This is a genomic window from Micromonospora sp. NPDC093277 (assembly GCF_044765245.1).
GTDB lineage: Bacteria > Actinomycetota > Actinomycetes > Mycobacteriales > Micromonosporaceae > Micromonospora.
In genome coordinates, this window is sequence record NZ_JBIWJO010000009.1 from 315860 (window position 1) to 337437 (window position 21578).

At 69.9% G+C, this 21578-nt stretch carries 23 protein-coding genes and 1 pseudogene; 11 read left to right on the forward strand and 13 right to left on the reverse strand.

Translation table 11 applies throughout. The annotated features are described in order from the left end of the window. Positions 1–56 precede the first annotated feature (56 nt). From ACIRG9_RS21805 to ACIRG9_RS21815, 3 genes are read left to right on the forward strand one after another with little or no spacing between them, the layout of a single operon-like run. A complete protein-coding gene (locus tag ACIRG9_RS21805; protein WP_402858698.1) occupies positions 57–1235 on the forward strand; it encodes an FAD-dependent monooxygenase in 1179 nt (392 codons plus the stop codon). Between the two features lie 49 nt (positions 1236–1284). After that, the gene (locus ACIRG9_RS21810; protein ID WP_402858701.1) at positions 1285–2100 is read left to right on the forward strand and encodes a 2,3-dihydro-2,3-dihydroxybenzoate dehydrogenase; all 816 of its coding nucleotides are present in this window, start codon (positions 1285–1287) and stop codon (positions 2098–2100) included. Between the two features lie 29 nt (positions 2101–2129). After that, positions 2130–2786: an isochorismatase family protein gene (locus ACIRG9_RS21815; RefSeq protein ID WP_402858704.1), complete on the forward strand. Its 657-nt coding sequence runs from the start codon at positions 2130–2132 to the stop codon at positions 2784–2786. A gap of 27 nt (positions 2787–2813) precedes the next feature. Here ACIRG9_RS21815 and ACIRG9_RS21820 read toward each other — a convergent pair whose 3' ends face one another. The 4 genes from ACIRG9_RS21820 to ACIRG9_RS21835 form a co-directional block, all read right to left on the reverse strand. Next, a complete protein-coding gene (locus tag ACIRG9_RS21820) occupies positions 2814–4091 on the reverse strand; it encodes a LuxR C-terminal-related transcriptional regulator (protein WP_402858707.1) in 1278 nt (425 codons plus the stop codon). 427 nt (positions 4092–4518) lie between these two features. After that, positions 4519–4671, reverse strand: a complete 153-nt coding sequence (locus tag ACIRG9_RS21825; protein WP_402858709.1) for a hypothetical protein — start codon at positions 4669–4671, stop codon at positions 4519–4521. Between the two features lie 32 nt (positions 4672–4703). Then, on the reverse strand, positions 4704–5108 hold the full coding sequence (locus tag ACIRG9_RS21830; protein WP_402858712.1) for an SRPBCC family protein: 405 nt from the start codon (positions 5106–5108) through the stop codon (positions 4704–4706). A gap of 173 nt (positions 5109–5281) precedes the next feature. Continuing rightward, entirely contained in the window at positions 5282–5536 is a 255-nt protein-coding gene (locus ACIRG9_RS21835; protein ID WP_402858715.1) for a transcriptional regulator, read from the reverse strand. A 66-nt stretch (positions 5537–5602) separates the two neighbouring features. On the opposite strand from ACIRG9_RS21835, the gene ACIRG9_RS21840 reads away from it, so the two are divergent. Further along, a complete protein-coding gene (locus ACIRG9_RS21840) occupies positions 5603–6235 on the forward strand; it encodes a hypothetical protein (protein ID WP_402858718.1) in 633 nt (210 codons plus the stop codon). A gap of 118 nt (positions 6236–6353) precedes the next feature. Here ACIRG9_RS21840 and ACIRG9_RS21845 read toward each other — a convergent pair whose 3' ends face one another. The 7 genes from ACIRG9_RS21845 to ACIRG9_RS21875 all read right to left on the reverse strand — a co-directional run bounded on the left by ACIRG9_RS21845 (position 6354) and on the right by ACIRG9_RS21875 (position 12781). Further along, positions 6354–7103, reverse strand: a complete 750-nt coding sequence (locus tag ACIRG9_RS21845) for a hypothetical protein (protein ID WP_402858721.1) — start codon at positions 7101–7103, stop codon at positions 6354–6356. Between the two features lie 19 nt (positions 7104–7122). Beyond that, positions 7123–7440, reverse strand: coding sequence for a hypothetical protein (locus tag ACIRG9_RS21850; RefSeq protein ID WP_402858724.1), 318 nt, complete (start codon positions 7438–7440; stop codon positions 7123–7125). Further along, positions 7437–8093 carry a hypothetical protein gene (locus tag ACIRG9_RS21855; RefSeq protein WP_402858727.1) on the reverse strand — a complete coding sequence of 219 codons (657 nt, stop codon included), beginning with the start codon at positions 8091–8093 and terminating at the stop codon, positions 7437–7439. The genes ACIRG9_RS21850 and ACIRG9_RS21855 overlap by 4 nt, the downstream gene beginning before the upstream one ends. Positions 8094–8361: 268 nt before the next feature. Further along, positions 8362–9660, reverse strand: a complete 1299-nt coding sequence (locus ACIRG9_RS21860) for an MFS transporter (RefSeq protein WP_402858730.1) — start codon at positions 9658–9660, stop codon at positions 8362–8364. Then, positions 9657–11084, reverse strand: a complete 1428-nt coding sequence (locus ACIRG9_RS21865) for a hypothetical protein (protein WP_402858733.1) — start codon at positions 11082–11084, stop codon at positions 9657–9659. Before ACIRG9_RS21865 ends, ACIRG9_RS21860 begins: the two co-directional genes overlap by 4 nt. Further along, positions 11081–12160, reverse strand: a complete 1080-nt coding sequence (locus ACIRG9_RS21870) for a substrate-binding periplasmic protein (RefSeq protein ID WP_402858736.1) — start codon at positions 12158–12160, stop codon at positions 11081–11083. Before ACIRG9_RS21870 ends, ACIRG9_RS21865 begins: the two co-directional genes overlap by 4 nt. A 117-nt stretch (positions 12161–12277) precedes the next feature. Continuing rightward, entirely contained in the window at positions 12278–12781 is a 504-nt protein-coding gene (locus tag ACIRG9_RS21875) for a DUF1775 domain-containing protein (protein WP_402858739.1), read from the reverse strand. Between the two features lie 300 nt (positions 12782–13081). Here ACIRG9_RS21875 and ACIRG9_RS21880 point away from each other — a divergent pair, with 300 nt between their 5' ends. Both ACIRG9_RS21880 and ACIRG9_RS21885 read left to right on the forward strand, forming a co-directional pair. Further along, positions 13082–13213, forward strand: coding sequence for a hypothetical protein (locus ACIRG9_RS21880; protein ID WP_402858742.1), 132 nt, complete (start codon positions 13082–13084; stop codon positions 13211–13213). A 111-nt stretch (positions 13214–13324) separates the two neighbouring features. Continuing rightward, a complete protein-coding gene (locus tag ACIRG9_RS21885) occupies positions 13325–14404 on the forward strand; it encodes a LacI family DNA-binding transcriptional regulator (RefSeq protein WP_402858745.1) in 1080 nt (359 codons plus the stop codon). Between the two features lie 111 nt (positions 14405–14515). Here ACIRG9_RS21885 and sigJ read toward each other — a convergent pair whose 3' ends face one another. Further along, complete coding sequence (gene sigJ, locus ACIRG9_RS21890; RefSeq protein ID WP_402858748.1) at positions 14516–15406, reverse strand: RNA polymerase sigma factor SigJ; 891 nt, start codon at positions 15404–15406, stop codon at positions 14516–14518. Between the two features lie 275 nt (positions 15407–15681). Here sigJ and ACIRG9_RS21895 point away from each other — a divergent pair, with 275 nt between their 5' ends. From ACIRG9_RS21895 to ACIRG9_RS21905, 3 genes are all read left to right on the forward strand, one after another. Further along, positions 15682–16875 carry an NAD(P)/FAD-dependent oxidoreductase gene (locus ACIRG9_RS21895; protein WP_402858751.1) on the forward strand — a complete coding sequence of 398 codons (1194 nt, stop codon included), beginning with the start codon at positions 15682–15684 and terminating at the stop codon, positions 16873–16875. Between the two features lie 107 nt (positions 16876–16982). Continuing rightward, the gene (locus ACIRG9_RS21900) at positions 16983–17369 is read left to right on the forward strand and encodes a hypothetical protein (RefSeq protein ID WP_402858754.1); all 387 of its coding nucleotides are present in this window, start codon (positions 16983–16985) and stop codon (positions 17367–17369) included. A gap of 34 nt (positions 17370–17403) precedes the next feature. Beyond that, positions 17404–19005 carry a multicopper oxidase family protein gene (locus ACIRG9_RS21905; protein ID WP_402858757.1) on the forward strand — a complete coding sequence of 534 codons (1602 nt, stop codon included), beginning with the start codon at positions 17404–17406 and terminating at the stop codon, positions 19003–19005. 37 nt (positions 19006–19042) lie between these two features. Here the strand turns inward: ACIRG9_RS21905 and ACIRG9_RS21910 are convergent, their stop codons facing one another. Beyond that, positions 19043–19603: a hypothetical protein gene (locus tag ACIRG9_RS21910; protein WP_402858760.1), complete on the reverse strand. Its 561-nt coding sequence runs from the start codon at positions 19601–19603 to the stop codon at positions 19043–19045. A 348-nt stretch (positions 19604–19951) separates the two neighbouring features. Here ACIRG9_RS21910 and ACIRG9_RS21915 point away from each other — a divergent pair, with 348 nt between their 5' ends. Further along, entirely contained in the window at positions 19952–21127 is a 1176-nt protein-coding gene (locus tag ACIRG9_RS21915) for a ferric reductase-like transmembrane domain-containing protein (protein ID WP_402858763.1), read from the forward strand. Next, positions 21124–21578: pseudogene (locus ACIRG9_RS21920) on the forward strand (NADH-quinone oxidoreductase subunit I); the annotation flags it as partial. The gene ACIRG9_RS21915 and the pseudogene ACIRG9_RS21920, both read left to right, overlap by 4 nt.

Sequence of the window (21578 nt, forward strand, 5' to 3'; positions counted from 1 at the left end):
GCAGGAGTCCGTTTTCTCCCGGGCCTGCGGGCCGGGGTATCCACGGAAGGAATCTGATGACGGGCTGGCGACCGCGGGTCACGATCGTCGGGGCGGGGATAGGCGGCTGCACTCTGGCGGCCGAGCTGCACGCCGCCGGGATCGACTGCAGGGTGTACGAACAGGCGCCCGCGCTGAAACCGGTGGGTGCTGGCGTCCAGTTGGCGCCGAACGCCGTCCGGCCGCTGCACCGGCTCGGCCTCACCGACCATTTGCGAGCGGTCGCCGTACCGGTGGGCGCGATCCAGATGCGACGGTGGAACGACGGCGCCACGATCTCTCGCCTGCCGTTGGACGGGTGCGTCGAACAGTTCGGCGCTCCCTACCTCACGGTGCTCCGGTCCGACCTGCACCATGGGCTGGTCGGGCTGTTGCCGCCCGGTTCGCTGCGGCTGGGCCGGCGCGTCGTCGCCGTCCACGACGGCCCGGACCAGGCCGAACTGGAGTTCACCGACGGTGCCCGCGAGCGGGCCGACGTGGTGGTCGGGGCGGACGGTATCCACTCGGTGGTCCGGGCCGGTCTGCACCGCGATGAGCCGCGCTTCTCCGGGCAGCTCATCTTCCGCGGCCTGGTGCCGGCCGATCGGGTCCCGTCTCTCACCCAGGACCCGCGGGTGCAACTGTGGCTCGGACCGAACCAACACTGCGTCGGCTATCCGGTCGCCGGCGGCCGGATGGTCAGCTTCGGCGCGACGGTTCCCGCGACCGCTGGCCAGCAGGAGTCGTGGTCCGCCGTCGGGGAGCCCGGTGAGCTGGCGCTCGTGTACCGGGACTGGCATCCGGAGGTGCGGAAGCTGATCGGGTCGGCCGACGAAATGGGCCGTTGGGCGCTGCATGACCGGGATCCGGTCGTCGGCTGGAGCGGCCGGCGGACGGTGCTGCTCGGCGACGCCGCCCACCCGATGCTCCCGTTCCTGGCCCAGGGGGCCAACCAGGCGATCGAGGACGCGGTGGCGCTCGCCCGGTGCCTCACGGCCGCCGATCGGGACGACGTCCGGCCGGCGCTGCGGCGCTACGAGCGGGTCCGCCGCCCGCGTACCGACGAGGTGCACCTGCGCTCGCGGGCGAACAACCGGACCCTGCACCTCGCGGACGGCACCCGCGCGCAGGAGCGGGACGCACGGTTGGCGACCGCCGCCAACCTTCGTGATCAGGAGTGGTTGTACGGCTATGACGCAGCGGCGGCGGTTGCGTGACCGGCTATGACGCAACCGCCGCCGACAACCCGAGGCAGGGAGCGTGGGCATGACTCTGACGACACATCACCGCACCGATGGCGCAATCGAGCGCGAGTTCTCCGGAAAGGTGGTCGTGGTGACCGGTGCCGCCCAGGGCATCGGCCGGACCGTGGTGGAAGCCTTCGGCGCGCGGGGAGCCCGGGTGGTCGCCATCGACAACAACGCGGACGCCCTGGCGAAACTCGGCCGGCTGGTCGACGACGGCCTCGATGTCGTCACGGTACCCCTCGACGTGAGCGACAGCCGGGCGGTCGAGACCGCCGTTGCCACCATCGAGCGGGAGCGGGGGCCGGTCGAGGTGCTGGCGAACGTGGCCGGCGTGCTCGTCCTCGGGCCGATCACCGAGCTGACCGACGCCGAGTGGTCCCGGGCCTTCTCGGTGAACACCGACGGCGTCTTCTTCCTGGCCCGCTCGGTGGCCCGGCGGATGGTCGGACGCAGACGCGGCGCCATCGTGACCGTCGCCTCCAACGCCGCCCAGGTGCCCCGGATGCAGATGGCCGCGTACGCCGCGTCGAAGGCCGCCACGACCTCGCTCATGAAATGCCTCGGGCTCGAACTGGCCGGCTACGGCATCCGGTGCAACATCGTGTCGCCCGGCTCCACCGACACCCCGATGCTGCGCGGCATGTGGACCGACGACGCGGGCCCACGGGCGACCCTGCACGGCTCGCTCGAGCAGTACCGAGTCGGGATCCCGCTGCGGAAGCTGGCGAGCACGGCCGACGTCGCCGAGGCGGTGCTGTTCCTCGCCTCCGAGCGGGCGGGGCACATCACCATGCAGGACCTGCAGGTCGACGGCGGCGCCGCCCTCGGCAACTGACCCATCCGGATCCGCCCGATCGGAGATTCATGAGCATCCCGACGATCGACTCGTACGCCCTGCCTGGCCCCATCGAGGTGCCGCCGAGCGCGGCGGACTGGAAAGTCCGCCCCCGGCGGGCCGCGTTGCTCATCCACGACATGCAGCAGTACTTCGTGGACTTCTTCCCGCGCGGCGAATCACCGATGCCGGAAGTGATCCGGCACGTCGCCGCGCTCCGGGAGGCGGCGGTCGCCACCGGCATACCGGTCTACTACACGGCACAGCCCGGCGGGATGACGCGTGAGCAGCGTGGACTGCTACGCAGCTTCTGGGGCGGCGGCATGAGCACCGAACCGCGGCACCGGCGCGTCGTACCGCCGCTCGCGCCGGGCCCCGACGACGTCGTACTGACCAAGTGGCGTTACAGCGCCTTCGCCCGTTCGGACCTGGAGCGCCGGCTTCGCGCCGCCGGGCGCGATCAGCTCGTCATCTGCGGGGTGTACGCCCATCTCGGCTGCATGCTCACCGCGTTCGACGCTTTCGCCCGCGACATCGAACCCTTCCTGGTCGCCGACGCGGTGGCCGACTTCACCCGGGACGAGCACCTGATGGCGCTCGACCTGGTCGCCCGACGGTGCGGTGTGGCCACGACGACCGGCGCCGTCCTCGCCGAGCTGGCCGCCGATGCCCCGGCGGTGCGGTGACCGGGAATCCCGGCCACGAGCACAGAGTCAGTCGCCGGCTGGGCCGCGGGGATGGTCGTGCGGGTGCCGCCCCGCGGTGATGCCTGCCAGTGCGACCCGGGACGCGATGCCCAGTTTTCGGAAGGTGTTGCGCAGGTGGTAGTTCACCGTGTGCGGCGACAGGAACACCCGCCGGGCGATCTCCCGGTTCGTCAGTCCCTCACTGACGAACACCGCGATGGTTCGTTCCGTGTCCGTGAGGGCGCACCAGGGGCACGCCGGGCCGGTGTCGCTGCCGTGCGATTCGCCGCGCCGGGGGCGGCTCGGGATGGCCTGGTCGGCGGAACGGTCCCGGGACGCGTCGCCGGGGTCGCCCGTCTTCACGATGGCCCGCAGCAGGGCCGGCATGCTGTTGCGAACGGCCAGCCAGGCCAGGACACTCCGGAACCGGACGTAGGCATCGGACCGTCTGAGCAGGATCGAGGAGCTTGCCTGGTCAAGCACGTCGCGCTCGGCGCCGCTGAGTTGCGCGATCGACCGGATTCTCAGTGGGTCAGGCCGGCCGCTGAGTGCGGCGGCGACCTGGAGCAGTTGCTGGTACGGCCGGGGCAGCGCCGCGAGCCGCTGGCGCACCAGGAGCTCGACCCGCCCGGACGGGACGGCGCGCAGCATCGCCGAGCGATCGTTCACCACCCGGACCGCGCCCTCCTCCACCAACCCCGTGATCAACTCAGTCACCAGCAGCGGGTTGCCGCCGGCCTGCGCGGCGAATCGGGCGAGGGTGTCGGTCGGTGGCGCGCCGACGCGGCGGGCGATAATTTCGCGTACGGCGTCCTGGGTGAGCGGGCGGAGCGACAGCCTGGTGACGGCGGTGTCGTCGGCGGGTAGCCAGTCGGCGGTGCCGTCGTCCCGCTGACGACCCGCGGCCGCCAGCACCACCGGCGCGTTCGCGGCTTCCTGCGCCCGGACGTGCAACATGACGAGATCATCGGCTCCGGTGAGGTGCGCCTCGTCCACCGTGAGCAGAACCGGCGCGTCCTGTGGTACGGCGCCGAGCGCCTGACGCGTCCCGGCAGCCAGCGCCTCCCCGCGTCCCCGCGGTCCCAGCCGATAGCCCAGCCGGCGGCCGATGTCGGCGGTCTCGGCCAGGACCCGTGAGGTGCCCGCGCCTTCGGTGCCGGTGATCGCGATGATCGGCACGTTCGGGTGACCGGACGCCAATCTTGCTCCTGCCAATATTCTGGCAATTTCCCGTAATTCATGATCGCGTTCCAGCATATCGTCGCTCATGAGATCCCCCGAAATACCTGAGCCACCACCGACCACTGGCTACAAAGCCAACACCGCCACCGAACTCTCCGGCGACGTAAGGAACTTCACACGTGGTAGACAGGGTCGACTTGCTGGGGGGCTTAGTACTTTCGGTTGAAATCGTTCATTCGAAGTGATGAATAGCACCTTGACTCGACCGCCTAAGCTTCGGGCCTGACTCCGCGAGCCGCTATTGATCCACGGTCGTCGTGCGCAGCGCCGCGAAAGATCAGCGGCCGAGCAGGGAAGCGGGCGACATGAAGCGGTCAGCGCCTGATCACCGGGAATCGATCAGGATCTCCGGTGTGGCGGTGGCCGTGGCGAAATTCAACGCTGCCGGGTCAGCTTCACCCGCAGGATGTCACGTACGGCGTGCTCACCAGCCAGGCGACCGGTCAGCCGAGTTCCTCGCAGCGCTGCCGCATGGAGTCTGGCTTCAGCATCAGATTTCGGGCTCGGCCGACTCCAGAATCTGCTTGATCTCGAGGATGCCCCGCTCGACCCGGGCCCGCACCGCGTCAGCCATGGCATGCGGGAGCACATCGGTCAGCCAGACAAGGCGACTGTGGTCGCCGGCGGCGGCCGGACCTCCCATGGCGCGATCTTGGCGGCTAGCGTCTCACAATCTCACCCGCCAGGGTGTTCGAGGACCTTCCTGAGGAGCGCGAGGTCGCTGTTGACCAATGCCGTGTCCCGTTCGAACTCCGCGTCGGTCATCCCCGGCGAGCGGCGGAGCGTGAAGACCACTTCGCAGCCAGTCCCGTTCACGATCACTCGCAGCGGTACGTACACCGTCTCGCCGGCGGGCGTCAGCACCTCGTGGTCGAGCACCCCGTACTCGTTTTTCGGGGCGAACGTCACCCGAATCCGGCCCTCGGGCGTCCCGACGAACCAGTTGTCGTCGATCCGCACCACCGAGTTGCCCAGACCGGGCGCCCACCGAGGCAGGTTCTCCGGGTCGGCGGCGAAAGCGTAGACCTCCTCCACCGGCCGGTCGATGTACACGGAAAGGTGCCGGGATTCAGCCGCCATGAGGCGATGATGCCACGGCCTGCGCCGCCTGATCGCCGGGAATCGCCGCTGGCGACCACTCTGAACACTCCATCCATCTCTACAGTGGGGCACCATGGGGATGTACGCGTCGGCTAGCGGCTGGCTGCAGATCGCGACTCCGGCTGGGCCGTTGACCGCACCCCGAGGGGAAATCAGCGCCGACGCATGATCGCGTACGTCAGGTGACTTGAGGTGAACTCGGAGATGGTGACGAGTTCCCAGCCGAAGGCTTCGAGCGTCTCCGCTGCGGCGACGGCCTGTGTCACCCGATCGGCGCCGATGCCGTGGGCCAGGACGGAGAGCAGCCGATAGGGGTAGGCGCGCAGGTCGACGTGGTTGGCGAGGATTGCGTTGGCGGTGACGGTGCGGGTGCGGATGATCTGTTCGAGGCTCTCTCGGCCGGCCATAGGCCGAACCATATCCGCTGTTCGCGCGGACGATGCGAGTCGGTCACCGGCGGTATGGTCGTGGTCGTGCCTGCCCCGATGCGTGCTGCCGCCGCGGCGGCTGCGTTCGCGCTCGTTCTTGCGATGACCGGTTGCGATCGCGACAACGGTGATCCCTTCGTCACGCCGACCGCAGCCGTCGCGGCGTCGTCCGGTGGCCCGGGAACGACCACTGCCGCTGATGGTGCCACCTACCGTGCCGCCGGCCTGGACCTGTGCGGGCGCACGGATCTGGAGGCGCTCGCGGACCTGGGGTTGACGGTGCGCCGGACCGATCCGAGCCCACCGGCGGGTCGTCCGGGGGCGGCGTGCCTGTTCGAGATGCGTACCAAGGCGGGATACGAGGCGAACCTGCGGGTGGAGGCGTCGACCCCCGAGACGGTGGAGGAGGCCCGCCAACTGTATCGGGGCACCCGTGGGGCCACGGGTATGAACCCGGTCGGAGCAGTGAGCGGCCTGGGCGGGGAAGCTGAGGCGTTCACGAAGCAGTCGGCGCCCGGGTTCAAGTACGCGGAGTACATGGTCCATGCCCGTGCCGGGAATCTGGTGGTGAAGGTGTGGCTCGCCGTCGGCGGCAAGTCGTATGTTCCCACGTCGACGCTGGAGGCGAAGACGCTGGCCATCGTGAAGGCGACCCAGTCGGCGGTGCCGACAGCCTGAATCCTCGCAGCCAGGGTCAGGCCGGCGAGGTCGCAGCCAGCCGGCCGGGCGGGCTGCGACCTCTCGCACGCGTGACTCGCCCGTCGCCCGTGCGGGTACGTGTCTGGGCGAGGGCGGTTCAGCCGCGTACGGCTTCGGGCCACTGTCCCCCGGGCAGTTTCGAGTGGTCGCCGACCTGGGTGGCGATGTCCCGCACGTTGCCCAGCGCATCGATGAACCGCTGCCCGATTTTGAGCAGGGTGTTCAGCCCGGCGGTGACCAGATCACCAACGGCTTTGGCGAGCGCGTCAACGGCCCACAGCAGATCGATGAGGCTGGCGGCGTCGACCGCGGCCTGGGCCAGCTTGCCGGCCAACCCGGTCACGATCTTGGCTAGTTCGACGACGTAGTCGACGTTCGCCTTGGCAATCTTGAACAGCCACTGGCTGATGAACTCCGCCTTGGTCACGGACTCGTCGACCGCGGCCTTCTGCTTGCCGGCCTTGGCGTTGTAGGCGCTGGCGGCGTCCCCGCTCCATTTGGCGAGATTCTCGTTCGCCGGCTCGGTGGTGGCGAAGGACAGGTCCGAGATCGGGTTCTTCACCTCGTTGACCCACCGGAAGCTGATATTGATCAGCGAGAGGACCGGCAACTGGTGCTCCAGGGCGTAGTCGACCCGGTCGAGGACCGAGTCCAGGCCGTGGCGGACGTCGTCGAGGTGGTCCTTGATCCACCACATCGCCAAGGGTCCGAGCAGCCACTTGTGCCCGTTGGCCCGGTCGACGATCTCGTTGAACTTGTCGGCGGCGGTGTCGATACCGGATCGGATCTGGTCGAACGCCTTGTTGAACGGCTCGCCGTACTCGATGTCCGTGGCTCCTGGCTGCACTGTTCGTGTGTCCTTCTGCTCAGGCCGTGTAGATCTTGTTGAGATCGAGGGAGATCACCTCGTCGGCGCGGTCGTACTCGTCGGCGATGTGTCGCAGCGCCCCACCGACCTGCTCGAATTCGGTGACCGCGCCGGTGAGGATCGTGACCATGAAGTTGTGGAAGTCCTGGTACGCCTTGGCGTGGACCGCGGTGGTGCCGTCCCCGACGAAGAACGCCGAGGCGTCCAGGGTGAGATCCTCGGTGGCTGTCTTGATCACGGCGACCCGGTCGGACAGGGTGAGCCACTTGTGAGCCTCGTCGCGCAGCGAGTCGGTGATGACGGTGAGCTCTTTCATGCCGGCGCCTCTCGGTTCCGCGGGTGGGCCAGGTCGTAGCTGCGCAACACGTCGAGCGCCTCGTACCGGAGCTGGCCCACGTCCAGCCGAGCGAGGCGCGCGACATCGCCGGTGATGGCCGTGATGCTGCCGGCGCGAACGTGCACGGTCAGGCTGCCCTCAGGGCTGGGGATCGTCTCTTCGGCCGGCGGGCCCGGCTCGTGGGTCAACCGCTCGAGGTCGGCGTCGATCTCGTGGAGGGTCTGCCAGGTACGGCGCAGCCAGAGGTGCTCGTCGACCTCGTCGGGCTCCGCGGTGGCCGCCTGGGCCGCTGGCGGGGAAGCTGCCTGATCCCGCTGCAACGCCCGTAACGCTGCTGCCTCGAGTGTTGCCTGCAGCGCAGCAACGTACGCCTCGAAGAGGGCTTGGGCCGCACCGTCGAGACCAAGGTGGGTCCGCCAGTCACGGCCGACCGATACGTCCTCAACCTGGCCGGCGGCACTCACCCGCACCATGATGGACCCGGTCCTGTCGTGACCGGCGAAGGCATCGGGTGCGGGGCGGCTGTCCACCTCCCGCATGGCGTGCTCGACCTGGGCCCGCAACTCCGAATCGGTCCCGAGGACGTCAAGGCTCGCCAAGGACAGGCGTACGTTCCGTCTGTCTCGCTCCATCCGTCCTCCGTCAATCCACTCGCAGCGTATGAAAATCGCCCGTCACGGCGAAATGCGATCACGGTACGCGAACCACGTCGGCCCGTGGGGGCGAGGCCGGGCCGACAAGCTCTCCCACGGGATCGTCCCGTCGTTGCTGACGGTTCGTGTCGGTCACGACGGGCGAGACGGCTGGCCGACGACACCGAGGGCACGGCCGAGGCGGACCGCTGCGGGGTGAGAGGATCAACCAATGGAAGGCGGGCTCGCGGCGGCGATCGTGAGCACCTCACTCAGGTGTCTGGGAGGCCGGCGGTGAGGCGCTGACACGGGCGGGTGGCGAGCCGGGCGCGTGGGCGGCCGAGGAATCGCCGCCGGATACGGCCGGCTCGGCCGGACGGGGTAGGTCGAGGGGCTTGTCCACCGCCGGGTGCAGCCGGCGGATTCCCGGCACCGCCAGGCCCACCAGCAGCAGCCCGACGCCGGCCCACGTCAGGAACGCGAACGAGGTGGAGTGGTCCGCGGACAGGATCCCGAGCCCGGGGCGGGCCACGGCGATGCCCAGCCCGCTCAGGCAGCTGATCACGCCGAACGCCAGGGCCCGCACCGGCTGAGGGGTGACCTCGTTGGTCAGCACCTCCAAGACAGTCATGCCCAGGGCGTAGCCGAATCCCATCAACGGCAGGAACAGGAACGGGCCCAGCCACAGCACCTGACCGGTGGCCACCAGGGCGGCGAGGATGAGCAGGAACGCCGCGGCCAGGGCGGGCCGGCGGTGTGACCGTCCGACGTATCCGGCCGTCAAGCCGCCGAGCACGGAGGCCGCGGCGAACGCCGCGTACATCGATCCGGTCAGTTCGGCGGACAGGCCCAGTTCGAGCGCCAGCGGCTGGAACAGGATGCGGGCACTCCACCCGAACAGCAGCAGGAGGACGCCGAGCCACCCGACCCGGCGCATCCGGGGATCGGCTGCCGCGCGACGGATGTCCGCCATCACCGACGACAGCCTGGAGACCACCTGGGGTTTGCGGATCTCCGGCAGGGTGAGCGCGAGCAGGAAGGCCACCGCAGCCAGGGCGGCGGTGACCGCGAACGGCAGCCGGTGGTCCACCTCGTACAGGTAACCGGCCGCGAGAAGCGAGAGCAGCACGGATGCGTTACCCGCTGCCCGCACCAGCCCGAAGGCCTTGGCCGGGCTGATCTCCAATTCGTCCTGGTCGCACAGTTCGTACAGGTAGGTGCTGGCCGCGCCGGAGGTAAGCGCCCAGAGCACCCCCCAGAGCACCCACGTCCCGAACAGCATCTCCACGGATCGGATCTGGGTGATCGCGGCGAAGGTCAGCACCGTTCCCGCGGCCAGGGCCAGGTAGGTGCGGCGCCGCCCGATCAGGTCCGCGACAACCCCGACAGGAAGCTCGCACACCACCACGACGATCCGGAACACGCCGTCGGCGAGTACCGCCGTCGTCAGTGGAAAACCCAGATCCAGCAGGTAGATCAGCCAGAGTGGGAACCAGAACTGCACCTCGAGCAGGAACTGGGTGATCGCGAAGACACGGATCGGGCGACTGCGCAGAGCCGTTCTCATGTGCTCTTGTCGCGCCGGAAGAACAGGTACAGGATCACCAACAGCACCGACACCACCCCGGAGGAGACGACGACCGCGTCGGCCGGCTGCGCGGCGATCCACTCCACGATGGAGGACCTGCCCAGGTCGTAGGCCGCCATCTCAGGGTCGTTGGCGATCGACCGGCCGAACTCGGTCACCGTCAACGCCGTGCCGAGGATCGAGGTCACCGCGATGCCCAACAGGATGAGGTCGGTGAACATGGCCGAACGGGCCGTGCGGCGGGTGGCGAGTTCCGCCAGCTGACGCTCGCATATCCCGATCTTGAATCGGACTGGCTGTTCGAGCAGGCTTTCGTAGTCCCAGAACGCCAGGATCGCGTCCATCTCCGCACGTACCGCGCGCTTGAGGTACTTCGACAGCTCCCAGCGCTCCATGATGATCAGTTCGGCCCGCTGGCTCAGGCTCATCAGATGCCCCTTGAGCCGTTCGAGCTCCCACCGCGAGCCCGCCGCCGCGGAGTCCGCGAGGATCTTCGACAGCCGGCTGTCTATCCGGTCCAGCACCCCGTAGAACACCTGGGCGTACCGCAGCGCGTCCCACTGGTCGCGGAACGGGTCACCGGGCAGCATCCGGCCGCCCGCGCCGCTCCGGTCGACGAAGACGTAGTTCAGCCAGCGGACGAGTTGATGGAGCTCGCCGTTCAGCAGTCGGTCCGCCGGATCGCCGTCGTCCCCGGGCGCTACCACGTCTTTGACCCAGTGCCGTATCGCCCGCTCGGCACCCGGCTCGGACGGATCGACCACGAGGCTGCGGGTGACCCAGAGCGCCTCGCCGAACTCCACCGTCACCGGGTCACCGGCCGGGGTCGCCGCGACGACCAACCGCTCCTCCCGGTCGGCCCGGCGCAACAGCCCCAACACCGGGTCCACGTACCGGCGAACCGCCTCGCGCGCCACCTTCTCACCCATCGCCACCGCCCGGGCCTGGATGCCGTCGAGGTGGGCTTCGAGTTTGGCGGTGTGCTCGGCGAGCGGACCCACGTCCGTGAGGATCTCCAGCAGCATCAGGCCGTGATCGAACAGCCGGAAGCTGATCTCGGTGACCCCGCGGTGCAGGGCGTCGGTGGCACCGGCGAACTCGTCCGGCAGGTGCTCCGGGCGCAGCGTGCCGGTGAGGATGTGCAAGGTGCGCTCGACCGCGTAGTCGTCGATGGTGCGGTAGAGGTTCAGTGAGCTCGTGGCCCGGGTGTGCTCCAACGCGACGGTCGGCGGCGGTGGCCCGGGCTCGTCCGTGGCAGCGGGCGAGAGAACTCTCATCAGGTCGTCGACTGCCGGTTGCTGCGCGGCCCAGAACCCCGCGTACCCGTGGGGATCGCGCAGCGAGGCGCCGGGGACGGCGTAGTAGTCCACCACCACCGGAGCGAGGATCCGTAGCTGGGTCATGACACCGTAGCTTCGAGCAGCAGGGCGCGGGCGTCGACGTGCAGAACCCGTCCTCGCGCCGGGCCGTTGGTGATCTTCACCTGAACGAGAATCCGCTCGCGGCGTGTGCCGGCGGAGCGGACGAACTGCTCGGGCCAGGTGAGCACCTGGGCCCGCGTGCCCTGCGGCGCGACCAGCACCAGGTTGCCCTTGTCGTCCAGCAGCTCCACCAGCCCGGTCTCACCCACCGGGGTAAGCGTGACGTCCCGAAACGCGGACGGCTGGAGGCCCTCGACGAACTGCTCGTATTCCGTGCTCCGGCGGAGCTCCGCCAACACCCGGTTGAACCTCTCCAGCACGGGCGCGGCCTCGGGGGTTCTGGCCATCATGAAGTACACGCCCTGCACCGAGTGCGCCAGCGGATTGTTGCCCTGCAGGTAGCCGAAGTCGCGGGCATCCCCGGCGAAGGACGGGTCGGCCAGCGCCGCCTGGCCGGGGAGCAACCCCTCGGCGAGTACGTCGATCCGGCCGTCCGCCAGCGCCTGGAAGCCTTCCAGAGTCGAGCCGAACTCCACCATCCGGGGGACCGCGGCCTCCAGGTCGGTCCAGTAGTCGTACCCGCTGATCCCGCCGACGCGCAGGGCGCGCAGGTCCGCGGCGGCGGTGACCCGCGGCGTGCCCTTGCGGCGGTCATAGAAGAGCACGTATTCGAAATCGATGAGGGAGTCGGAGAGGAGCAGGTCCTTCCGCCGTGACTCGCTGCCCACCAGCGGGAACGCCCCGATGGTGGCCCCGGACCGGACCTGGTCCTCGGCCAGGGACCACGACGTGTACCTGACCTCGGGAGAGTAGCCGGCCCGGTTCAGCACCTCGACGACCAGCTTCGTGACCGGTCCGCCGTCGGGCAGTTCGGGCCCGACGAACGGCGCCCAGTCGCCGGTCGAGACCAGCACCGGTCGGGCCGGTGAGGTGGGGGAGGGGCGTAGACCGACGGCCACGGTCGCCGTGGCCACGACCACCAGTACGAGCAGCGCCACGACCGGCCCCCAGGCCCGGAACGGCCGTAGCAGCGCCGGGCGGCGCCAGTTCGGGGACATGATCCGCATCGTAGCTGGACGAGACCAGGCCCACCGGGGGGCGCTGAGACGGTCCCCGGGGGCGTGCTCAGGCGTCAACCAGGTCTTGCGCTGGTCGGCGGCGTGAGTGTCGGTGCGTTACCAGGCGGCGTTGATCACGAAAGGTGCTGAGTTGTGGTCGTGCCACTCCTCCAGGCTGGGAGGAATCTCCACCCAGCGGTTCTCGCCGACCTCGCACTGCTGGACGGTCGGGAACCACAGGATCTCCGGCGCCTTCCGGTCGATTCGGAAGCCCATGCCGAAGAGTTGCTGCTCCTGGTCGGGCAGTGGTCCGCCGGTCCATGCCACCTCGACGATCCGGCCGAAGCCCTGGCCCACGCCCACCGCCCGGGTCACCTGGAGCTCCCAGCCGGGTACGGAATCAGGGGTGACGAGGTGCAGGCCTTCGGGAATCCGCATCCGCACCGCGGTGGTCGCGGAGCCGGCGCAGCCGTGCGTCACCCGGAAAGCCGTGTGGAAGAACTTCGTGTCGGCCGTGTAGGGCTCGGCAATCATGTGGGCGCTGGCCGGCACGGCGGCGACGCCGATCGCCACGGCGGCGGCGACCAGGACGGCACCGGCCCGTCGCATCAGTTTGATCATCGTCTCCTCCAGGGGCTCTGGATGCTCGTCGCCGTCAACCCCTCGGCTTCCGGCCCGGCACCGGACTCAGCATGGTGAGGGCTCTTCACCGTGTCTTCGCTCAGATTGCTGCGTTCGCTCGGGCTGGGGTGACTGGTCCCACCACACCGGTCCGTCGGGGCGCCGGTAGGGGTCGGGGTGGGAACGCCGCTGGTGGAAGAGGCCGCGGCTGACAGCGGCGTGACGGAGAGCTACTCGACGGGGCGGTCGGTCGGGTGAACGCCTGGTCGCTGGGAGCCAGGCGGTGGCGCGGTCGCTGCGGTGGACGAACTGCTGGCCAAGGCGCGCGGCTCGGCGGAGCAGGCGGAGCGGAAGACCCTGTACGCGCGGGCGGGCAAAACGATCTGGGACGATGCCGTCGGGATCTTCCCGGCGACCATCACCACCGCCTAGGCGGTGCGGGACTCGGTGCGGGGCTTCACGCCGGTACCCAGCAACCAACCAGATCTGTCCACAGTACAGACGGGAGGCTGAGCGGTACCCCGCAAGCCGCTCAACGTCACCATGAACCCACCTCGACGCGTCACGCTGCAAGACATCGCGACCTCGGTCGGCCTGTCGGTCAACACCGTCTCCCGCGCGCTCGCCGGCAAGAGCGCGGTGAACGAGGCGACCCGGGCGATGATCAAGGTCGAGGCCGACCGGCTCGGCTACGTCCCGAACACCATGGCCCGGTCACTGGTCCTCGGCCAGGCCATGACCATCGGGGTGGTCATCACCAACCCCTCCAACCCGTTCTACTCCCGCATGATCAGCGCCATCGAGCAGCGCGGCAGCGTGCTGGGCTACTCGGTGCTGCTGGTGGTGTCCGAGGAGAACCACACCAACGAGCTGCGGGCGGTGGACTCGATGCGGCGATGGGGCGTCGACGGCGCACTCGTCGTGCCGGTGCAGCCGGAGGTGGAGCACTGGCGGCGCCTGATGGCCGCCGGTACAGAGATGGTGCTGGTCAACCGGGACCTGCCCGAACTCGACTGCGATCTGGTCGGGATCGACTACGAGCGGGGCGCCCACGAGGCCACGCTGCACCTGCTCGACAGCGGCGTCGAGCAGGTCTACCTCCTGGAGGAGGACCTCCAGATCTCCACGGTGCGGGCCCGGGTGGACGGGTTCCACCGGGCGCTGGCCGAACGGGGGGTGCCGCCGGAGTCGGTGCGTGAGCTGCGCGTACCGACCCGGCGGCGCGCCGCGAACACCCTGCCGTGGGAGCCGGCCGAGGCGTACGAACTGGCCCAGCAACTGGCCGCCGACGTCCCGCCGCGCTCGGGCATCCTGGTCGGCAACGACTCCTTCGCCCTGGGCGTCTACCGCGCTTTCAGTGAGGCGGGACGGGTGATCGGCGGCGAGGTCGCCGTCGTCGGCTTCGGTGACCATCCCTTCGCCGCGTATCTCACCCCGGGCCTGACCAGCGTCCGGCTCCCCGCCGAACAGGTCGGCGCCGCCGCCGTCGACCAGCTCGTCGGCCGGATCGGCCGGCGCGGATCCGCGGCGCCCAGGACCCGGATCAGTTTCCCGGGCGAGCTGGTCGTCCGCGGCTCCTCCACCCACCGGCAGCCCGCTGCCGCCGACGCCGGGAGCAGCTGATGCTCAGGTTCGTCCTGACGCCTTGCGCAGGCACTGCTGATCGTTCTGGCCTCGCTGACCGTGGTCTTCCTTGTGGTCCGGGTGGCCCCCGGCGACCCCGCCGCGGCAGCGTTACTGATGCTCGGGCTCCACTGTCCACGGCCGGAGCTTGTCGGGGTTGCGCACCGCCCAGATGCGCGTGATCCGGTCGCCGGCGACCTCGAACGCGTACACCGACACGGTGACGCCGTCCCGCTGGGCGATCAGGCCGGGTTGGCCGTTGACCGTACGCTCCAGGATCGTCTGGTCGCGGAACCTGTCCTCGAGATGGACCAGGGAGCGCAGAATCCGCTCGACGCCTTCGACGGGGCGGAGCACGGTGCTGACCACGCCGCCACCGTCGGAGATCGCCGTGACGTTCGGGTCGAGGAGGCCGATGAGGGCGTCGATGTCCCTGGCTTCCCAGGCCTGTTTGAAGTCCCTGACGATTCGGGCCTGCTCGGCCACCGGAGTCGTGGGAGCCTGTGCGGCGCGGATGCGGCGGCGGGCCGACGTGGCCAGTTGGCGGCATGCGGCCGGGGTGCGGCCGACGATGTCGGCCACCTCGGCGAAGGAGTAGCGGAAGACGTCGTGCAGGATGAACGCGACGCGCTCGGCCGGGGTCATCGATTCGAGCACGACGAGGAAGGCCATGTTGATCGACTCGTCGAGCGTGACCCGGTCGGCCGGGTCGACGGTGATTCCGTCCGGCCGCCCGGTGATCCACTCCCGGGGTTCGGGTAGCGGCTCGGGGATCCATTCGCCCACGTAGGTCTCGCGCCGGACCCGCGCCGAGGAGAGCACGTTGAGGCAGATGCGGCTGGCGACCTTGGTCAACCACGCACCCGGGGAATCGATGGCGTCCTGCTCGGGTCGGGACAGGGCGTACCAGCGGGCGTATGCCTCCTGAACGACATCCTCGGCGTCGGCCAGGGAGCCGAGGAGCCGGTAGGCGAGATTGATCAGCTGGCGTCGCTCGCTCATGATCGCGCTCAGGCCGCAGTCAGCCGGAACGTGTCCTGGCTCGGATCGGGTCGTCATGGCGTCGCCGGCTCCCTTGGTCGCAGTCTGCCCTCACCAGTTCGACCGGACAGCGCGGTGAACTGTGAGGTCGGCACGTCGCCGCACCGGTCGCCTCACATTCCGGGGTGCTGACTTGTCGGATTGGCGAGACACCACCCACGACGCACGGTAGCCGCCCCCGACGGGTGCACGCGGATCGCCGTCGAGAACCTGAGCTCGAGAAGGGAAACCTCGCCATGCCCACACCCGGAAACCACACACCCAACAAGGTCGTCGTCATCGGCGGCGGTTACGCCGGTACGCTCGCGGCCAACCATCTGCGGATGCGCGCCGACGTCGACATCGCCCTGGTCAATCCCCGCCCGACGTTCGTCGAACGAATCCGGCTGCACCAGTTCGTGGCTGGCACCGGCGAGGCCGCCGTCGACTACGGCACGCTGCTCGGTGAGGGCATCCGGTTGGTCGTCGACAGCGCCACGCGCATCGACAGCGCCGCCCGCACCGTGCGGCTGGCGTCGGGCCGAGCGCTGGACTACGACTACGTCATCTACGCGGTCGGCAGCACCGGGGCGATACCGTCCTCGGTGCCCGGGGCGGCCGAGTTCGCGTTCGACATCGCTGAACTCGAATCCGCGCAGCGGCTGCGTGCCAGGCTGGCGGAGTCGCCCCTCGACGCTCCGGTCACCGTGGTCGGCGGTGGGTTGACCGGCATCGAGACGGCCGCCGAGCTGACCGAGCAAGGACACCGGGTCACGCTGGTGTGTGGCCGGACCCTGGCGCCGTCGCTGAGCGCACCGGGTCGCGGCTCCGTGGCCAGGTGGCTGTCCCGGCACGGCGTCGCGGTGCTCGAAGGCGTCGTGGTGAGCGAGGTGCGGCCGGATGCGGTCGTCTTCGCCGACGGTGCGGTGCGGGCGAGCGCACTGACCATCTGGACGGGTGGTTTCGGTGTGCCCGCGCTGGCGGCCGCGAGCGGGCTGTGCACCGACGCACTCGGCCGGCTGATCACCGACGAGACGCTGACCAGCGTCGACGACGATCGTATCGTCGCGGCGGGGGATGCCGCCGCACCGTCGGGCCAGCCGCTGCGGATGAGCTGCTACGCCGCCGGGCCGCTCGGCGCGCAGGCCGCCGACACCGTGCTGAGCCGCATCGCGGGAACCGATCCGGAAGTGATCAACCTGGCCTTCTCGGGGGCGTGCGTCAGCCTCGGCCGGCGCGGTGCCCTACGGCAGCTCGCCCGCAAGGACGACACCGCGGTGAACATCTACGTCAGCGGCCGAGTGGCCGCGGCGTACAAGGAGATGGCCTGCAAGTTGGCGGTGTGGAGGATCCGACGCGAGGCCCGAAAGCCGGGTTCCGCGGTCTGGCTCAAGGGCGGCAAGCGTCCCGGTCAGCCGGCCTCCGACGCGCGGGTCGTCCCGGCTCCGTGACCACCGACGACATCGGCCCCCGGCGGGGTTCAGCCATGCCGGCTCCTCCCGCCGGGGATGGGACGAGGCTCAGCGGGTGGATCTTGCGGGCCGTCGCCAGCGCGCACGTGGTCGCGATCTTCGGTCAGCCGGTCTTCGCCGGGGTGTATCTGAGCGGTGACTATGACGCCTTGCGTTGGCATGCGGCCGGCGCCGACGTGGTCACTTCCATCGGCTACGCGCAGTTGATCGTGGCGATCGTGGTCTGGGTACGGCTGCGTCAGGTCTGGCCGGTGCTCGCCACGTCGGCGGTGGTGTCCGCCGAGACGGTGCAGTACTTCGCGGGTCTGGACGGCGCGCTGTGGTTGCACCTCCCGCTGGGGGTGATGACCATCGTCGGGCTTGTCGTGCTGTTCATCGCCGTGTGGCGTCGGCCGCTGCGGCGACGGCGCCGCCCGCGCGAGCGGGTGTGGACCACGCGGGAGCCCGAGCAGGAGGAAGCCAGCCATGCGTGAGCGACATCGCGACGGATCAGGGCCAGCACACGGCATGCCCAGGCGGCAGGTGCTGGGCATCGGTGGGGCGCTCGGGTTGATCGCAGCCACCGGGCTGTCGGCCTCGGCCGCGCTGTCCCGCCGCCCGCCGGTCACCGGCGCCGAGCTGCGTAGCGCCGTGCCGCTGCCGCCCGCGTTCCAGGTGCCGTTGCCGATTCCCTCCGTGCTGGCGCCGGTCAGCACCTCGGGCGGTGCCGACCGTTACGAGATAACCCAGCGCGAGGCGACCGTGGAGATCCTGCCCGGCGTCAGGACGTCGTTGTGGACGTACGACGGCACCTTTCCGGGGCCGACGATCGAGTCGCGCCGCGGCCGGCCGATCATCGTTCGACATCGCAACGACCTGTCCGTGCCGACCGTCGTGCACCTGCACGGCGGGCGGAGCCCGGCAGCCTCCGACGGCTACCCGACCGACCTCGTCCTGCCCGAGGACTGGCCGGACGCCGCCCACCTGACGCACGCCGGCGACGGTGAGCACGGCCCTGAGCACGGCATGCCCGCCATGCGCGATCCGCGAGCCGTGCAGACCAGGCTGACGCGGGACTACGCCTTCCCGCTGGACCAGCGGCCGGCGCTGCTGTGGTACCACGACCACCGGATGGACTTCACCGCCCCCGCGATCTGGCGGGGCCTGGCCGGGCTGCAGATCGTACGCGACGACGCCGAGGACTCGCTCGGCCTGCCCGCGGGGCGGCGCGAACTGCCTCTCATGATCGCCGATCGTGCGTTCGCCGCCGACGGCAGCCTCGACTACCCCGCCCTCGATCCCACCCTGCGCGAGCGGCCGGGTGTTCGCGAGCCCTATCTCGCCGGCGTCCTCGGTGACGTGATCCTGGTCAACGGTGCGCCCTGGCCCGTGCACGACGTCGACGCGGCCCGATACCGGCTGCGCCTCCTGAACGCCTCGAACGCCCGTCACTACGAGCTGGAAGCGGTCAGCGACGACGGACGCCGGCTGGATCTCGTCCAGATCGGCGCCGACCAGGGGCTGCTCGCGGCGCCGGTCACCCACCGGCGCCTACCGGTCGCGCCGGCCGAACGCTACGACGTGATCGTCGACTTCTCGCGCGTCCCGGTCGGCAGCCGCGTCCGGATCGTCAACCGGCTGGGCTCCGGGCGTACCCGCGACGTGATGGCCTTCCGGGTGGCCCGCAAGGCAGCCGACGACAGCCGCATCCCGCGTACCCTTTCGAACGATCTGCCGACCTGGCGCCGGTCGGACGCCGTCAGGGTGCGCGACTTCTCCTTCCGGGCGGGGCGCATGCGCGGCGACCATGGCTGGCTGATCGACGGCCTGCCGTTCGACCCCGCCCGCTCCGATGTCACCGTCCGTATCGGGGACGTCGAGGTGTGGCGACTGGTCGCCGACGTCCACCATCCCGTCCACCTGCATCTGGTCGGCTTCCAGGTGCTCTCGCGCGGTGGCCGGCCACCGCTGCCCCATGATGCGGGCCTCAAGGACACCGTCTCCTTGCGGCCAGGGGAGTCGGCGGAGATCATCACCCGCTTCGACGGCTACCGCGGCCGCTACCTGTTCCACTGCCACAACGCCGAACACGAGGACATGGGAATGATGGCGAACCTCGAAATCATCTGACGTGCGCAACACGTCATGCCGGGGCGCTGCCGTGCCGTCACTGAACGTAGAGCTCCGGGATGGCATCCCTGATCCGCCTCACCGTCGCGGCGACGTCCAGAGTGGTCGTGTCAATGCCGATGTATCGGTAGTCGGCATCCGTCGCCTGCCGGATGGTTCGATCTTCCGGAATCAGGTCGACCAGGTCGCGCCACTTCTGCGTGGTCCGCTTCGCCCGGGTGATTCGTCGGTAGTTACGTACGTCATTGTCGACCAGCAACTCCACCAGAAATACCGCGGGGGACCGCGTCAGCAACTGGCGGAAGGCCAGGTAGTCGGGATAGTTGCGCAGAAAGCTGCCCGCAATGACGTTGTCGTAGCCGGCGGTCCAATAATTCTCCACCAGGCCGGCGACGTTGCGACGAAGCAGGCCGAAGAACTCGTCGTCCATCGGGCAGGGGTTGGTTTGTCCGATGTCCTCTGCGTCGATCCGGGCGCTCCTGGGCGTATGGGGCAGCAGCGCGCGGATGATGGTGGACTTGCCGGCACCCTCCTCGCCGGTCACGAGAACGAGACGTTGCCCCGCCGGCGCAGCTGCCGGCCGCTGCGGAGTGGACACCGGTTGAGTATGGCCCACTCCGAAAGGGGACAGCTCCCCGCATCGCCATCGGTGGATCAGGAAACCGGAGCGGTCCGGCGCCAACCACCGATCATGACAGATCAGGCCAGTGCGTCGACGGGGTGGTGTCCAGCCGGGGGCAGATCGCCGGACCGCGTATGACCAAACGCTCCGCGGCGGTCGACAAGACTTAAATTCTCATAAAGGACTCGTGCTTGTGTTGCGTGCTGTGCCCAACATTGGTAGAAATCCACGGGCACCGGATCGATCCTCCGTGCCGCCGGTCACTCTGCGTAGCGCGGACCGCCGGAACCAACAGTGCAGCGGGTCGCGAACGTCGGAGGTGACATGGACGGTGCCAGGACGACCCGGTCGCCGCTTCGCGCCGCGGGACTGGGGGCCCGGCCCACGCGCCGCCGCGGCACGCGGCGACTCGCCGCCGGCGGGGCCGCGGTCCTGGTCGTCGCCGCGGCTTTCACGCCGTTCGGCAGGGCTGCCATCGCCGGCTCGTTCTCGTTTCTGGAATTCTTCACCGGCGTGTTCAGCCTGGTCGGCCTCTCGATCACGGTGATGGTCGGGCTGGTCGCGACCGACCGGCTGCTGCTGCTGATCCGTCATCGGATCCTGCTGCAGATCGTGCACCGGGCCACGGCGACCACCGCCATGGTGTGCCTGGCGATCCACGTCGCGACGAAGCTCATCGAGGCGCACGCTCACCTGTGGGACCCGCTGGTCCCGTTCCTCGCCAGCCACCGACCCGTTGAGGTCGGGCTCGGCACGCTGGCCAGCTACCTGATGATCGTGGCGACCTGGACCGGGGTCACCCGCGCCTCGTACGCCCAGAGCCGGCAGCCGGGCCTCTGGCGGGGCCTGCACGTCACCGCGTACGTGGCCTGGGGCCTCGCCCTGATCCACGGGCTCAGGTCCGGCCGGCCCGCTCCCACCTGGGTGGTGGTCAGTTACAGCATCTGCATCGGTCTGGTCGCACTGGCCCTGCTGGTGCGTCTGTTTGTGGTGTTGAGTCGCCGTACGCATCTGGCCTCGGCGCAGACCACCCACCGGATGCGCCCGACCGGCCGGCCGGAAGCGGCGGCCACCGCCGCGCCGTTGGCCACGAACGTGCTCATCCCCACCCTGGCGGGAACCGAGTGGGACGACGTGGAACCAGACAGAGCGGTTCACCGGCCGGCTCACGCGGCTGCCGCGCCGGTGGCCGAGCGCCCCGTGACCGCCCCGTCGGCGGAGCACGCCGTGACCGCGCCGTCAGGTGAGCGTCCCGTGGTCGCGCCCAGCCGGAGCCGGGCGAGCGACTACCGTCCGTACCGGCCGATCCGTGACGAACGACCGGCGCCGCCGCGCAGCCCGGCTCCTGCGGGTGCCCAGTACGCCGAGCCGACGCGCCCGGAGCGTGGGGTGCGTCCGGAGCCGCCGCGTCAACCCGCCGCGGCACCCAAACTCGACGAGACCGCCGTGATCACCGACGAGCAGTTCTTCGCGTACCTTCGTGACGAGGTCGGTCGGTGAGCGTTCCCGTTGTCGGGCATCTCGGCCGGCCCCGGTTGACCGCCGGCCTGGACCGGGCCGAATGCCTGGACCACCGGGCACACCAGGCCGTACACGGACCACTGCGCCCGCTGCGCCTGGCGACGATCCTCGACCTCGCCAAGGAGATCGGCCTGAAAGGCCGCGGCGGGGCCGGGTTTCCGTTCGCCCGCAAACTCGACGCGGTCGCCCGCTCGGCCAAGCAGCGGGAGCTTCCGGTCACCGTGGTGGTGAACGGCACCGAGGGCGAACCGGCCAGCTGGAAGGACAAGACGCTACTGACCCGCGCGCCGCATCTGGTCCTCGACGGCGCCGCACTCGCCGCGCACGCGCTACGAGCGGAGGGCATCGTCATCGGGGTCACCGACGACGGGATAGCCGCCGACTCGGTCCTCGCGGCCGTCGCCGAACGCCGGATGCCCGCCCCGACCAG